Raw genomic sequence first — 14,977 nt, forward strand, 5'->3', positions numbered from 1 at the left:
CGAAGTGACAGTAAACGCAGGAACTGCGCCGCAGGCCGCAGCATCCGCCCCCGCCGTCCTGGTGCTCGAAGACGGCCGCATCTTCCGCGGCCGCAGCTACGGCGCGCAGGGCACCGCCCTGGGGGAAGCGGTCTTCGCCACCGGCATGACCGGCTACCAGGAGACCATTACCGACCCGTCCTACGCACGCCAGCTGGTGGTGCAGACGGCCCCGCACATCGGCAACACCGGTGTGAACAGCGAGGACGCCGAATCCCGCCGCATCTGGGTGGCCGGCTACATCGTCCGTGACGCCGCCCGCCGCCCGTCCAACTGGCGCTCCGAGCGCAGCCTCGACGACGAACTCGTCGAACAGGGCATCGTCGGCATCCAGGGCGTGGACACCCGCGCCATCACCCGCCACCTGCGCGAGCACAAGACCATGCGCGCCGGCATCTTCTCCGGCGAGGCGGCCAAGGCCACGGACAAGGAACTCGTCGACGCCGTGCTCGCCAGCGAGCCGATGGAAGGCGCCCGGCTGGCCGAGGAAGTCAGCATCGAGGAAGCCTACGTGGTGGAGCCCAAGGACCACGGCTGGGACGGCGACGCGCGCTTCAGCATCGCGGCGATCGACCTCGGCATCAAGGCCATGACGCCGGTGCGGTTCGCCGAGCGCGGCGTCCGCGTGCACGTGCTGCCCGCCACAGCCACCATCGACGACGTCAAGGCCGTCAGCCCCGACGGATTCTTCATGTCAAACGGCCCTGGTGACCCAGCCACCGCCGACAACCAGGTCAAGCTGCTCCGCACCGTCCTGGACGAGAAGCTGCCCTACTTCGGCATCTGCTTCGGCAACCAGATCCTGGGCCGCGCCCTTGGCTTCGGCACCTACAAGCTGCGCTACGGCCACCGCGGCATCAACCAGCCGGTCATGGACCGCCGCACGGGCAAGGTGGAGATCACCTCGCAGAACCACGGCTTCGCCGTCGACGCCCCGCTGGACGGCCCCACCAAGGCGCCCGAAGAGCGCTACGGCCGTGTCGAGGTCAGCCACGTCAGCCTGAACGACGAGGTCGTGGAAGGGCTGGCCTGCCTGGACATCCCGGCCTTCTCGGTCCAGTACCACCCCGAAGCCGCCGCCGGCCCGCACGACGCGGCCTACCTCTTCGACCGCTTTATCGAGCTGATGGAAGGTACCCGGGACGGCCGCACGGCCAACCTGTCCAAGGAACCCGTGGACGCCCAGCACCCCGCCGGTGCCCAGCAAAACGGTGCCATTAAGAACCAGGCCGAGCCGAACACGACAGACAACAAGACTGAGGACAAGAAGTAATGCCCAAGAGAACTGACCTTAAGAGCGTCCTGGTCATCGGTTCCGGCCCGATCGTCATCGGCCAGGCCGCTGAATTCGACTACTCCGGCACGCAGGCCCTTCGCGTCCTCAAGGAGGAAGGCCTTCGCGTCATCCTCGTCAACTCCAACCCGGCCACCATCATGACCGACCCGGAGTTCGCCGACGCCACCTACATCGAGCCCATCACCCCCGAGGTGGTGGAGAAGATTATCGCCAAGGAACGCCCGGACGCGGTGCTGCCCACCCTGGGCGGCCAGACGGCGCTGAACACCGCCATCGCGCTGGACAAGAACGGTGTGCTGGAGAAGTACAACGTGGAACTGATCGGCGCGAACATCGCGGCGATCGAGCTCGGCGAGGACCGCGAGAAGTTCAAGGGCGTCGTGGAGCGCTGCGGCGCCGAATCCGCCCGCAGCCACATCATCCACACCATGGACGAGGCCCTGAAGGCTGCCGACGACCTGGGCTACCCCATGGTGGTCCGCCCGTCATTCACCATGGGCGGCCTCGGTTCCGGCCTGGCGTACAACGAAGAGGACCTCCGCCGCATCGTCGGCCAGGGCCTGCAGTACAGCCCCACCAGCGAGGTGCTGCTCGAGGAGAGCATCCTCGGCTGGAAGGAATACGAGCTCGAGATGATGCGGGACAAGAACGACAACGTGGTTGTCGTCTGCTCCATCGAGAACTTCGATCCCGTCGGCGTGCACACCGGCGACTCCATCACCGTGGCCCCGGCACTGACCCTCACCGACCGCGAATACCAGCGGCTCCGCGACATCTCCATCGCGGTCATCCGCGAGGTCGGCGTGGACACCGGCGGCTGCAACATCCAGTTCGCCATCGACCCCGCAACCGGCCGCGTCGTGGTCATCGAAATGAACCCGCGCGTTTCCCGCTCCTCGGCGCTGGCATCCAAGGCCACCGGCTTCGCCATCGCCAAGATCGCCACGAAGCTCTCGCTCGGCTACACCCTGGACGAGATCCCGAATGACATCACGCAGAAGACCCCCGCCTCCTTCGAGCCCACGCTCGACTACGTGGTGGTCAAGGTCCCGCGGTTCGCGTTCGAGAAGTTCCCCGCGGCGGACAACACGCTCACCACCACCATGAAGTCGGTGGGTGAGGCCATGGCCATGGGCCGCAACTTCACCGAAGCCCTGCAGAAGGCCCTGCGCTCCCTCGAACAGAAGGGCTCTCAACTGGACTTCAGCCCGGTCCCCGAATGGGAAGTCCCGGAGCTCATCGAGAAGTCCAAGCGCCCGACGACGGACCGCCTGCACCAGGTGCAGCGCGCCCTGCTCGGCGGAGCCAGCGTGGAGGAACTACACGAGGCCACCAAGATCGACCCCTGGTTCCTGGACCAGCTCCAGCTGCTCAACGAGATCTCGCAGGAGATCCGCCGCTCCGGCGCCCTCACCGCGGACATGCTCCGCAACGCCAAGCGCCACGGCTTCTCCGACGAACAGATCGGCTCGCTGACCCACAACTCCGAGGCCGTGGTCCGCGGCGTCCGCCAGGCGCTGGGCATCCGCCCGGTCTACAAGACCGTGGACACCTGCGCCGCCGAGTTCGCCGCCTACACGCCGTACCACTACTCGGCCTACGACGAGGAGGACGAGGTTGCGCTGCACTCCAAGCCGTCCATCCTGATCCTCGGCTCCGGGCCCAACCGCATCGGCCAGGGCATTGAGTTCGACTACTCCTGCGTCCACGCCTCCATGGCGCTGCGCAAGGCCGGCTACGAGACCGTCATGGTCAACTGCAACCCGGAAACCGTCTCCACCGACTACGACATCTCCACCCGGCTGTACTTCGAGCCGCTGACCCTCGAGGACGTCCTCGAGGTCATCGCGGCCGAGGAACGAACCGGCGGCGTGATGGGCGTCTTCGTCCAGCTCGGCGGCCAGACCCCGCTGAAGCTGGCCCAGCAGCTGGCCGACGCCGGCGTGCCCATCCTCGGCACCTCACCCGAGGCGATCGACCTCGCCGAGCACCGCGGCGCCTTCGCCCGCGTGCTGGACGAGGCCGGACTGGTTTCCCCGAAGAACGGCACCGCCGTGTCCTTCGAGGACGCCAAGAAGATCGCCGACGAGATCGGCTACCCGGTCCTGGTCCGCCCGTCCTACGTCCTGGGCGGCCGGGGCATGGAGATCGTCTACGACGAGCCGAACCTGTCCCGCTACATCGCCAACGCCACCGAGATCACCGCCGAGCACCCGGTGCTGATCGACCGGTTCCTCGAGGACGCCGTCGAGATCGACGTCGACGCCCTCTTCGACGGCACGGACATGTACCTCGGCGGCATCATGGAACACATCGAAGAGGCCGGCGTCCACTCCGGCGACTCCGCGTGCGTCCTGCCGCCCATCACCCTGGGCAACAACGTGCTGGATCGCGTCCGCACCGCCACCCGCGCCATCGCCGAAGGCGTGGGCGTCCGCGGCCTCATCAACATCCAGTTCGCGCTGGCCTCGGACGTCCTCTACGTCCTGGAAGCCAACCCGCGCGCCTCCCGGACGGTGCCGTTCGTGTCCAAGGCCACCGGCGTGCAGATGGCCAAGGCCGCTGCCCTGATCGGAACCGGCGTGACCATCGGCCAGCTCCGCAGCGCGTACAAGATGCTGCCGGAAACCGGCGACGGCTCCACGCTGCCGCTGGACGCGCCCGTCTCCGTCAAGGAAGCGGTCCTGCCGTTCAGCCGCTTCCGCACCCCGGAGGGCAAGGTCGTGGACTCGCTGCTCGGGCCGGAAATGCGCTCCACCGGCGAGGTCATGGGCATCGACAAGCACTTCGACACCGCCTTCGCCAAGAGCCAGGCGGCGGCCAACAACGCGCTGCCCACCGAAGGCAAGGTCTTCGTATCCGTCGCCAACCGCGACAAGCGTTCAGTGATCATGGGCGTCAAGCGCCTCTCCGACCTCGGCTTCGAGATCGTTTCCACCGGCGGCACCGCCGACGTCCTGCGCCGCAACGGCATCCAGGCCACCCCGGTGCGAAAGGTGGCCGAGGGCAGCAGCGCCGAAGGTGAAGGCACCATTGCCGACCTCGTGATTGCGGGCGAAATCGACATGGTGTTCAACACCCCGTCCGGCGGCGAGGCCCGCAGCGACGGCTACGAACTCCGTGCCGCCGCCACGTCCATCGGCATCCCCTGCATCACCACAGTGGCCGAGTTCAACGCCGCCGTCCAGGCCATCGAGGCCCTGCGCACCTACGCCTGGTCCGTGACCAGCCTGCAGGAGCACGCAGCAGCTCTCCTCGCGTCGCAGGAGGCCGCCCTGAAGAAGGCCGCCGCGCAGAGCCCGGCAGAGCAGAATGCCTGAGGCAGGAAACGCTGCCGCAGGCCCCGGCCGGGAGTCGTTCGGCTCCCGGCTGGGCCGGGCCATGGCGGACCGCGGTCCGTTGTGCGTCGGGATTGATCCGCACCCCGCCCTCCTGGCCAGCTGGGGCCTGAACGACGACGCCGCCGGCCTGAGGCGCTTTTCGCTCACCGCGCTGGAGGCCGTGTCTTCGCTCGCTGCCGCGGTCAAGCCGCAGGTGGCCCTGTACGAACGCCACGGGTCGGCCGGCATGGCAGTCCTCGAAGAGGTTCTCGCCACTGCGCGGGACGAGGGGGTGCTGACCATCGCCGACGCCAAGCGCGGGGACATCGGCTCCACCATGGCCGCGTACGCCGACGCCTGGCTCAGTGACGGCTCTTCCCTCGCCGCGGATTCCGTGACGCTGAGCCCGTACCTGGGTTTCGAGTCCCTCCGGCCGGCCCTGGATCTCGCTGCCGGGCACGGCCGCGGCGTGTTTGTCCTGGCGCTGACCTCCAACCCGGAAGGCGCCTCCGTGCAGCACGTGGGCGGAAGCGATTCCGTGGCACGCCGGATCGTCCAGGCCGCCGCGGCGGAGAACGAACGGTACTCCGGTGCCCTGGGGTCGGTGGGCCTCGTGGTGGGAGCCACCGTGGGGACCGCGCTGACGGACCTGCAGCTTGACCTCGGGGCCGTCCGCGGGCCGATCCTCGCCCCTGGACTGGGCGCGCAGGGGGCAACTCCGGCAGACCTCCGTAGGACCTTCGGCGCCGCGTACCCCCAGGTCCTGGGAACGTCCAGCCGGGACATCCTCAAGGCCGGCCCCGGCGTCCGGGCGCTGACCGAGGCGGCCCAGCGCACCCTCGCGGGGCTCCGGTCCGAATAGTCCATTGATTTCTCCGGCCGGCAGGGAGTAGGTTCAGGACAAATCCGTGGCTGCTCCAACGCCGCCGGCCGCGGATCCGTTGGCTGACCCCAGGGGAATGACCGTGAGCTTGCGACCCTTGTCACCGCAGGAACGTTCCGACGCACTCAGGAAGGCCGCGGCGGCAAGGGCTGCCAGGGCCTCAGCCAAGGAACGGCTCAAATCCGGAGAGCTGACCGTGGCCCAGATCCTGGACTCCGGCGGCACCGAGGAGGCCATAGCGCGCATGCGCGTTTCGGAACTCCTCGAGGCACTGCCGGGGATCGGGAAGGTCCGGGCCGCGGCCATCATGGACAGCCTCGGCATCGCCGCGTCCCGCAGGGTCCGGGGCCTGGGCATCCACCAGCGCCGGGCGCTGGTAGATTTTATGAACGAGAAATAGCTTTATCCGAACAGAGTCATCTGTAGACACCGCCCAAAGGAATACGTGAGCAACAAACCCGGACTGACAGTCCTCGCTGGTCCTACGGCTGTTGGCAAAGGCACCGTGTCCACCTATATCCGCGACACCTACCCCGAGGTCTGGCTGTCCGTATCGGCCACCACCCGAGCCCCGCGGCCCGGCGAGATCGACGGCGTGCACTACTACTTCAAGTCCAAGGAGGAGTTCGAGGCCCTCGTGGCGGCCGGCGAATTCCTCGAATGGGCAGTGGTTCACGGGCAAAACACCTACGGGACCCTGAAGAGCACCGTCAACCAGGCCATCGCCGAAGGCCGGTCCGTGCTGCTGGAGATCGACCTGCAGGGGGCCCGGCAGGTGAAGAAGGCCGTTCCGGATGCCCAGTTCGTCTTCCTTGCACCGCCCAGCTGGGAAGAACTGGTGCGCCGGCTGGTGGGCCGGGGCACGGAATCAGCCGAGGAACAGCAGCGCCGTCTGGAAACCGGTAAAGTAGAACTTGCTGCTGAACCGGAGTTCGACCACACCGTCATCAATGACGACGTCCGCCGGGCAGCGGACGAGCTTGTTTCACTCATGGGGCTCACGCCGCATCCGCGCCAGTCGCAGACGCCGTCAGCCCGCTAGAAATTTGGAGAATTCGTGTCCACGAACCTTGAAGGCATCATCAACCCGCCGATCGATTCGCTGCTCGAAGCAGCCGATTCCAAGTACGGCCTGGTGATCTTCGGTGCCAAGCGTGCACGCCAGATCAACGCCTACTACGCACAGCTGCACGAGGGCCTGTTCGAGTACGTCGGCCCGCTGGTTGACACCAAGCTGAACGAGAAGTCGCTGTCCATCGCCCTGCGCGAGATCAACGAGGGCAAGCTGGTTTCCACGCCGATCGAAGCTGCAGAGTAACCTCTGCAGAGTAAACAGACTGCCTGCTGACGGAGTTCACGTGCGCATAGTCCTCGGAGTCGGGGGAGGGATTGCCGCCTACAAGGTGGCATCACTCCTCCGGCTTTTTACTGAAGCCGGCCATGACGTCACTGTCATCCCCACGGAAGCTGCCACCCGCTTTGTCGGCGTGGCCACCTGGGAGGCCCTGTCCGGAAACCCGGTGACCAACAGCGTCTTCGACGACGTCGACCAGGTGAAGCACGTCCGGCTCGGCCACGAGGCAGACCTGATCGTGGTGGCGCCCGCCACGGCCGACCTTCTGGCGCGTGCCGCAACCGGCCAGGCCAACGACCTGCTCACCAACACGCTCCTGATGGCGGGCGGCCCGGTGCTGTTTGCCCCGGCCATGCACACCGAGATGTGGCAGAATGCGGCCACCCAGGCCAACGTCGAAACTCTGCGCAGCCGCGGCGTGACGGTCCTGGAACCCGCCAGCGGGCGGCTGACCGGCAGCGATTCAGGCCCCGGCCGGCTGCCCGAGCCTGAAGCCATCTTCGAAGCCGCCCTGGCCCTGGCCCAAGGTCTCCGGTCGGACGCCGGGTTGCCGCTGGCCGGCCGTACCGTGACCATCAGCGCCGGCGGAACCCGGGAGCCCCTGGATCCCGTCCGGTTCCTGGGCAACCGCTCTTCGGGCAAGCAGGGTGTGGCGCTGGCCGCGGCCGCCCGCGACGCCGGAGCCACCGTGCGGCTCGTGGCCGCCCACATGGAGGTGCCCGCCCCGGCGGGCGTTGAAGTCATCGCCGTCGAAACGGCCCTGCAGCTCCGCGAAGTCATGCTGGCAGCGGCAGCCGGGTCCGACGTCGTGATTATGGCGGCGGCAGTGGCCGACTTCCGCCCGGCGGAGGTGTCCGGAAGCAAGATCAAGAAACGCGACGACACCGCTGACCCCGTGATCACGCTGGTCCGCAACCCTGACATCCTGCACGAGCTCGTCGCAGTGCGCGACGCCGCCGGCAGCAGCCAGATTGTGGTGGGCTTCGCCGCCGAGACCGGCGATGAGCAGGGCGATGTGCTCTCCTACGCCGAGGCAAAGCTCAAGCGCAAGGGCTGCGACCTGCTGGTGGTGAACCACGTGGGCGCGGACAAGGTCTTTGGCCAGGACCAGAACTCCGTGGTCATCCTCTCGCGGGCAGGCTCCGAACCCCAGTCCGCCTCCGGCTCCAAGCAGGACGTCGCCGCCATTGTCATTGATCGGATCGGTTCCGAACTGAGCCGGGTCTTTCCGCGAACCTGACGGCCGTTAGCAACGTCTCCTTAGCATGGGGACACACGCTGCCGCCCCGCCGTTTGCCAACCAGTAAGGTAGTTGAGTGACTTTACCGCTGCACATTCCAGAATCCCACGGGTCAGCACCCGCCGCGCTTCGGCTCTTCACCTCGGAGTCGGTGACTGAAGGGCACCCGGACAAGATCTGTGACCAGATCAGTGATGCGATCCTGGACGCTCTGCTGGCCAAGGACCCCGAGTCCCGCGTTGCCGTCGAGACCATGGCCACCACCGGCCTGGTCCACGTGGCCGGCGAAGTGACCACCGACGCGTACGTCGAAATCCCGCAGATCGTCCGCGAGACCATCCTGGGCATCGGCTATGACTCGTCCGCCAACGGCTTCGACGGCGCACGCTGCGGCGTTTCCGTGTCCATCGGCCAGCAGTCCAACGACATCGCCGGCGGCGTCTTCAACTCCCTCGAAGCGCGCGAAGGCCGCCAGGAGGACGACTACGACCTCCAGGGCGCCGGCGACCAGGGCCTCATGTTCGGCTACGCCAGCGACGAGACACCCTCCTACATGCCCACGCCGATCTGGATCGCGCACCGCCTGTCGGAGCGGCTCACCGAAGTCCGCAAGAACGGCGAACTCTCCTACCTCCGCCCGGACGGCAAGACCCAGGCCACCATCGGGTACGACGGCGACCGGCCCGTTTCGGTGGAAACCATCGTGATCTCCAGCCAGCACGCCGACGGCTTCAGCCTTGACCAGCTGCGGGCGGACCTCGCGACGCACGTCATCGACCCCGTCCTGGCCCTGGCGGACCTGGACATTTCGCGCACCACCAACATCCTGAACCCGGCCGGCGCGTTCGTGATCGGCGGCCCGGTGGGCGACGCCGGACTCACCGGCCGCAAGATTATCGTGGACACCTACGGCGGCATGGCCCGCCACGGTGGCGGCGCCTTCTCCGGCAAGGACCCGTCCAAGGTGGACCGCTCCGCGGCTTACGCCATGCGGTGGGTTGCCAAGAACGTGGTGGCCGCAGGACTGGCCAAGCGCGCCGAGATCCAGATCGCCTACGCGATCGGCCAGGCCCGCCCGGTGGGAACCTATGTCGAGACGTTCGGGACTGAAACCGTGGACCCGGCAAAGATCAGCGCCGCAATTGCGGAGATCTTCGATCTGCGCCCCCGCGCCATCATCGACGCCCTGGACCTCAAGCGTCCCATCTACGCCAAGACGGCCGCCCACGGCCACTTCGGCCGCGACGATCCGGACTTCACCTGGGAGCGCCTGGACCGCGTGGACGACCTGAAGGCGTACTTCAACGCCTGAGCCGTCCCGTCCGCGTCCGCCGGCACCGGGAATGTCAGACCCCTGTGATTGGCTGATGAGCAACCCAGGACGGAGGTAAGGCGCATGTCTTCGCATCCAACATCAGAACCCCTGCAGCTGTCATTGCTGCAGGGGTTCCCTGCCACGGCAAGGCCCAACGGCGGCCCCGCCCTGGCTGCCGTCCGTCCGGTGGCACGCGTGCTCATCGAATCCCCGCTGCCGCATCTGGACAGGCCGTTCGACTACAGCGTGCCCGCCGAACTGGATGATGACGCCCGGCCGGGCGTACGGGTCCGGGTGAAGTTCAGCGGCCAGGAACTCGGCGGCTACATCCTGGAACGGCTTGCGGAGTCCGACGCCGGCCAGCCCCTCGTCCCGCTGCACAAGGTCGTCTCGCCGGTTGCTGTGCTGACCCCCGCGCTGCAGGAGCTCGCTGGCCGCGTGGCCGCACGCTATGCGGGCACCGTCAGCGATGTGCTCCGGGTGGCGATCCCGCCGCGGGTGGTCAAGGTGGAGAAGGAGCTTGCCGGCGCCGAACCGGCCACGCCGTCCGCCGCCGGCCCGGACCTGTCCGGCTCCGGCTGGACCCGCTACCGGAACGGTGCCGCCTTCCTCCGCCATCTCGGGTCCGGAGGCTCGCCCCGGGCTGCCCTCAGCGCGCTGCAGGGATTCGGGCCGGACGGCTGGCCGCGGCTTATCGCGGAGGCCGTGGCGGCGGTCAGGCAGTCCGGACGCGGCGCCGTCGTCGTCGTTCCCGACTACCGCGACCTGGACCTGGTCCAGGCTGCCCTCGAGGAAATCCTGCCCGCCGATGACGTGGCGCGGCTGACGGCCGACGATGGCCAGACGCCCAGGTACCGCAGCTACCTCCGGGTCCTCAACGGCACCGCGGGCGTCGCCGTCGGCACCCGTTCGGCCGCCTACGCCCCCGTACAGAACCTGGGGCTCGTCGTCTGCTGGGACGACGGCGACGACCTCCACGTCGAACAACGTTCCCCTTATGCCCACACCCGCGAGGTGCTGCTGCTCCGTGCCGAACAGGACGGCGCGGCCTGCCTGTTGGCGGGGCACGCGCGCAGCACTGAGGTGCAGCGGCTGGTGGACGCCGGCTGGGCGATGCCCGTGGAAGCCGAACGCACGGTAATCCGCCGCACTGTTCCCCGGGTCCTGAACACGGCCGACAGCTTCGAACAGGAGCGCGACCCGCTCGCCCGGCTGGCCAGGCTGCCTGGCGCCGCGTGGCGTACCGCCAAGGAAGCACTCGAACGCGGCCCGGTGCTGGTCCAGGTTGCCCGGGCCGGGTACGCGCCGTCACTGGCGTGCGAAACCTGCCGGGAACCGGCGCGGTGCCCTTCCTGCCAGGGTCCGCTCGCCATCGCCGGCAGCGCCGCTGTTCCTCAGTGCCGCTGGTGTTCGACGCCGGCACCGGCCTGGCGCTGCGTGCACTGCCAGGGCACCCGGCTCCGCCGCGGTGCGGCCGGCGTTCTCCGCACGGCAGAGGAACTGGGCCGGGCATTTCCCGGCAAGGCCGTGGTCACCTCATCCGGCCAGAACGTCAAGGCCACCGTGACGGACGCGTGCGCGCTGGTGGTCGCCACGGTGGGTGCCGAGCCTGTTGCTCCGGGCGGATACGCCGCGGCGCTGCTGCTCGACGGCGATTCACTGCTCCGCCGGGAGAACCTGCGCGCGGGCGAGGACGCCGTCCGGCGCTGGTTCAACGCCGCTTCACTGGTCAAGCCCGCCACCGAGGGCGGGATCGTCGTCATCACCGCCGACGACACCGCCGCCGTGGGCGCGCTGCTGCGGTGGGACCCGGCGGGCTATGCCCAGCGGGAACTGGGCTTGCGCACCGAGCTGCAGCTGCCGCCGGCGGTGCGGGTTGCCGCCGTCACCGGCGGCAGCACCGCCGTCGGCCATTTCACCGCCTCGGCAACCAAGCTCCTTGCCGACGAGGGAGTGGAGCTGCGCGTTGCAGGCCCGGCGCCGCTGCTGCAGACCGCAAGCACCAGTGCAGCGGGCATGGAGAGTGTGGACGTGCGCACGCTGCTGTTCATTCCATACGCGCAGGCAGCCATCGTGACAAGGGTGCTCCGGGCAGCGAAGGCCGCAGGCGCCGCGAAACGCACCGAGGACCCGGTCCAGCTGCGGCTCGACGGCGTGGACGTGCTCTGACGCCTCGGGTTCGGCGACGCTACTTGCGGCGCAGTGCCATGACCTCTGCCGCAACGTCCACCAGCTGGCGGGCGGATTCGTCCCAGCTGAACTGCTCTGCCCTCGTCACAGACCGCCGGGAGATGTCCTGCCAGTGCTGCCGGTCCGCGAGGCTGCGGACGGCGGCGGTGAACTCGGGGGCTGATTCGGTCGCAACGTAGGTGGCGGCGCCCGCTCCCACCTCGCGGAAGATCGGGATGTCGCTGGCGATCACCGGGGTGCCCAGTGCCATGGCCTCCACCAGGGGCAGGCCGTAGCCCTCGGCCTTGGACAGCGTGACCAGGGCGGTGGCGCGGTTCAGCATCGCCGCGTATTCGTCGTCGGTCACTCCGTTATGGAACACGACGTTCGCTCCGGCGGGGATCTGCGCCTCAAGCTCGGCGCGGCGGTGCGGCGTGATCCGGCTGAGCAGATGCAGTGTGTAGTCAGGCAGGCCGGCCATTCCGGCGAGCATGGTTTCGACGTTCTTATAGGGCATGAATGAGCCCATGTAGAGCAGGGTCTTCTCCGGCGCCGCTTCCGGGTCGCGGGGCTGCTGGGCCGGCTGCGGGGCGTTGCTGACGATGCGGACCGGACGGCTGGTCAGGCGGTACTTGGCCATCAGGGCCTCGGTGGTCCTGCTGATGGTGGCGACGACATCGGCACGGTTGAGCAGGACTCGCTGGGGCCAGAACGCCTTGTGGTAGAGGCGCCACAGGATGCGGACCGGTGCCGGCAGGAAGCCCGGGGGTGCCGGGTGCTCGTAGTAGATGAGGTCGTGCAGGGTGAGCACCAGGCCGTATTTGCGTCCCCACGTGCCCATGGTCTGCATGGGGCACACCACCACATCAGCCCCGAGCCGGTTCACCTTCCGGGCCACGAAGAGTTCCGCGGGGGAGAGCGGGCTGCTGATGAGGGTGTGGGGAACATCGGGGAGCAGCGCCAGTTGCCGCGGGTCGCTGATGAGCATGGACACGTCGGCGATCTTGGAGACGGCCGCGATGAGGCTGGAGCCGTAGCGGCTGATGCCGTCGTGGTGGTCCGTCCGGGTGAACCGGGCATCGATCACTATTTTCACGCGGAGTGGTCCTTAAGGAAGCGGCGGATGAATCCTGCGGCAGGCCCGGGCGTTTCGTAGTGGATCAGGTGTCCGACGCCCGGGATGACATCGAGCGTTGCGTCGGGGAGCAGGGAGGCAAGCCGGTGCTGGTCCCGCAGCAGGGCGATCTCGTCCTTTTCGCCGGCGATGAGCAGCACGGGCAGGGTGAGCCGCGGCGCAATCTCGGCCACATTGCTGCTGACGGACGCGGTGAAGGATTCCAGCAGACTGTCCCGGTTGGCGAACGCACTGAAGTACGCGTGGTGCTGGCCGTGAATGAAGCGGAGCAGGTCCTTGTCCTTCGTCTTGGCCATGGCCGCGCTCATGACCCGCACGATGAGCGGACTGCGCAGGAGCGCGAGGCCGAGGGGGCGGGGGAGCCGCGCCGAGAGGCGGTAGTACAGCACTGCCAGCCGGGTCATGAGGCCCTTCGGGCCTTCCAGTGCGGGCGCGGCGATGGGGTTGACCAGGATGAGCGGCCAGACCGCCTCCGGATGGGCTGCGACGAAGTGGGCGGCGACGATGGAGCCGAACGAGTGGCCCAGCAGGACGGTGTCCGGGCCCAGTCCCAGCGCCGCCAGAAAGTCGCTGATGAACCGGCCGTAGCGTTCCACGCTGTGGCCCGCGTCGGTAAATGCTCCGGAGCTGCCAAACCCGGGGAGGTCCGGCATGATCAGCCGCATCTCAGTCAGCTGGTCGGCGACCCGCAGCAGGCCGTGGTGGTCGCCGCGGAAACCGTGGATGACCAGGATGGTGCGGGTGTCCGGCGTGGTCTTTTCCGGTTCGTACACCCAGTAGGCAACGTTGCTGCCCGCCAGCTGCACGGTGGCGGCACGGGTGCGGGCGGCGAGTCCGCTGCTGACGAAGGATGGTGCGGTGGCGGGCTCGGAGTCGGTTGTTCTCATCTGCTGGGGGAGTCCTAGTTGACGTTGTCGGGGTGGGAGCCGGTGCGGTATCCGCGCTCCAGGGCTTCGATGTCCGCCATGTCCAGGTCTGAGAGCTCAAAGCCGAAGACGTCGAGGTTTTCCCGGATCCGGGCCGCGGAGCTGGCCTTGGGAATGGTGATGTTGCCCAGCTGGATCTGCCAGCGCAGGACCACCTGGGCCGGGCTCACCTTGTGTTCGGCCGCAAGGGCACCGATGACGGGGTCCTCCAGGACCTGTCCGCGGCCCAGGGGGCTCCACGCCTCGGTGCGGATTCCCAGGCCGCGGTGCTTCTCCCGCAGCTCGGCCTGCTGCAGCCAGGGATGGAGTTCGATCTGGTTGACGGCCGGCACCACCTCGGCTGTTTCCAGTAGCTGGTCCAGGTGCTGCGGCAGGAAGTTGGAGACGCCGATGGCGCGCACCTTGCCCTCGCGGTACAGCGTCTCCAGGGCGCGGTAGGTCTCCTGGAACAGCCCGCGCTTCGCACACGGCCAGTGGATCAGGTACATATCCACGTATTCCAGGCCGAGATTAATCATCGACGTATCGAACGCCCGCAGCGTCGCGTCGTAGCCGTGGTCGTCGTTCCACACCTTGGTGGTGATGAAGAGGTCCTCGCGCGAGGTGCCCGGGGCGGCCTCACCCGAACCGCCGGTGGAGGCTTCAGCGGCGAATACCTCGACCAGTCCGCGCGCCACCCCTGATTCGTTCCCGTACATGGCAGCCGTGTCGAAATGGCGGTACCCGGCTTCCAGGGCCGTGGCCACCAGGTTGGCGGTGCCTTTCGGCGGAACCTTGTACAGCCCGAAGCCCAACTGGTCGATCAGCACGCCGTTGTTCAGGCTGAGCCGGGGTGAGGTAGTCATGGATACGACTCTACCGATACCGTGCCGCGGCGCGTGGGACCGGCAGGTAGAGTTTCCGTCCCGGGCCCGGGAGCGTGGCCCCGGTTCAGCCCCAGCAGAGGCAGAAGGGGTGGCCGGCGGGGTCCGCGTAGACCTGGAAGCCCTCGGCGGAGGTGATGTCCTCCGCCGGCTTCAGCAGGCGTGCACCGAGGGAGATGGCCTCATCGTGGGCGGACGCGACATCCTCGACATAGAGGTCGAGGTGGATCTGCTGCGGATTCCCGTCGGGCCATTCCGGCGGCACGTGGTTCGGCGCGAGCTGGAAGCCCAGGCGCGCGTTTCCGTCGACGCTGACAGTGTGCCAGTCATCCTCGGCATCCACGGTGCCGCCCAGCAGGCCGGCCCAGAAGGTGCTCTCGGCAGGAAGGTCGGCGGCGTCGAACACAACGATCTGTCTGGTGATTTTCATGCGGTC

General features: G+C 68.1%; 13 protein-coding genes. 9 read left to right on the plus strand and 4 right to left on the minus strand.

The window, feature by feature from the left end; all coding sequences use genetic code 11:
* The first annotated feature begins 4 nt into the window (after positions 1-4).
* From carA to ABIE00_RS09955, 9 genes are all read left to right on the plus strand, one after another.
* Positions 5-1,312, plus strand: coding sequence for a glutamine-hydrolyzing carbamoyl-phosphate synthase small subunit (gene carA / locus ABIE00_RS09915; RefSeq protein ID WP_354259645.1), 1,308 nt, complete (start codon positions 5-7; stop codon positions 1,310-1,312).
* Positions 1,312-4,656, plus strand: a complete 3,345-nt coding sequence (gene carB, locus ABIE00_RS09920) for a carbamoyl-phosphate synthase large subunit (protein WP_354259649.1) — start codon at positions 1,312-1,314, stop codon at positions 4,654-4,656. The genes carA and carB overlap by 1 nt, the downstream gene beginning before the upstream one ends.
* On the plus strand, positions 4,649-5,518 hold the full coding sequence (gene pyrF, locus ABIE00_RS09925) for an orotidine-5'-phosphate decarboxylase (RefSeq protein ID WP_354259652.1): 870 nt from the start codon (positions 4,649-4,651) through the stop codon (positions 5,516-5,518). The genes carB and pyrF overlap by 8 nt, the downstream gene beginning before the upstream one ends.
* 97 nt (positions 5,519-5,615) lie before the next feature.
* Positions 5,616-5,939, plus strand: coding sequence for an integration host factor, actinobacterial type (gene mihF, locus ABIE00_RS09930; RefSeq protein ID WP_043418338.1), 324 nt, complete (start codon positions 5,616-5,618; stop codon positions 5,937-5,939).
* A gap of 45 nt (positions 5,940-5,984) precedes the next feature.
* On the plus strand, positions 5,985-6,581 hold the full coding sequence (gene gmk, locus ABIE00_RS09935; protein ID WP_354259655.1) for a guanylate kinase: 597 nt from the start codon (positions 5,985-5,987) through the stop codon (positions 6,579-6,581).
* Between the two features lie 15 nt (positions 6,582-6,596).
* Positions 6,597-6,857, plus strand: coding sequence for a DNA-directed RNA polymerase subunit omega (gene rpoZ, locus ABIE00_RS09940; RefSeq protein WP_003800778.1), 261 nt, complete (start codon positions 6,597-6,599; stop codon positions 6,855-6,857).
* A 40-nt stretch (positions 6,858-6,897) separates the two neighbouring features.
* Positions 6,898-8,133: a bifunctional phosphopantothenoylcysteine decarboxylase/phosphopantothenate--cysteine ligase CoaBC gene (gene coaBC / locus ABIE00_RS09945; protein ID WP_354259658.1), complete on the plus strand. Its 1,236-nt coding sequence runs from the start codon at positions 6,898-6,900 to the stop codon at positions 8,131-8,133.
* A 76-nt stretch (positions 8,134-8,209) separates the two neighbouring features.
* Positions 8,210-9,445 (plus strand): methionine adenosyltransferase, encoded by a 1,236-nt coding sequence (gene metK / locus ABIE00_RS09950; protein ID WP_354259661.1) that lies wholly within the window; start codon positions 8,210-8,212, stop codon positions 9,443-9,445.
* Between the two features lie 84 nt (positions 9,446-9,529).
* Complete coding sequence (locus tag ABIE00_RS09955; protein ID WP_354259664.1) at positions 9,530-11,617, plus strand: primosomal protein N'; 2,088 nt, start codon at positions 9,530-9,532, stop codon at positions 11,615-11,617.
* Between the two features lie 19 nt (positions 11,618-11,636).
* Here ABIE00_RS09955 and ABIE00_RS09960 read toward each other — a convergent pair whose 3' ends face one another.
* The 4 genes from ABIE00_RS09960 to ABIE00_RS09975 all read right to left on the minus strand — a co-directional run bounded on the left by ABIE00_RS09960 (position 11,637) and on the right by ABIE00_RS09975 (position 14,971).
* Complete coding sequence (locus ABIE00_RS09960) at positions 11,637-12,713, minus strand: glycosyltransferase family 4 protein (protein WP_354259667.1); 1,077 nt, start codon at positions 12,711-12,713, stop codon at positions 11,637-11,639.
* Positions 12,710-13,639 (minus strand): alpha/beta fold hydrolase, encoded by a 930-nt coding sequence (locus ABIE00_RS09965; RefSeq protein WP_354259670.1) that lies wholly within the window; start codon positions 13,637-13,639, stop codon positions 12,710-12,712. The genes ABIE00_RS09960 and ABIE00_RS09965 overlap by 4 nt, the downstream gene beginning before the upstream one ends.
* Before the next feature lie 14 nt (positions 13,640-13,653).
* Positions 13,654-14,523, minus strand: coding sequence for an aldo/keto reductase (locus ABIE00_RS09970; RefSeq protein WP_354259673.1), 870 nt, complete (start codon positions 14,521-14,523; stop codon positions 13,654-13,656).
* An 85-nt stretch (positions 14,524-14,608) separates the two neighbouring features.
* A complete protein-coding gene (locus ABIE00_RS09975) occupies positions 14,609-14,971 on the minus strand; it encodes a VOC family protein (protein WP_331572764.1) in 363 nt (120 codons plus the stop codon).
* Positions 14,972-14,977 lie beyond the last annotated feature (6 nt).

The organism is Arthrobacter sp. OAP107, assembly GCF_040546765.1.
Taxonomy (GTDB): Bacteria; Actinomycetota; Actinomycetes; order Actinomycetales; family Micrococcaceae; genus Arthrobacter.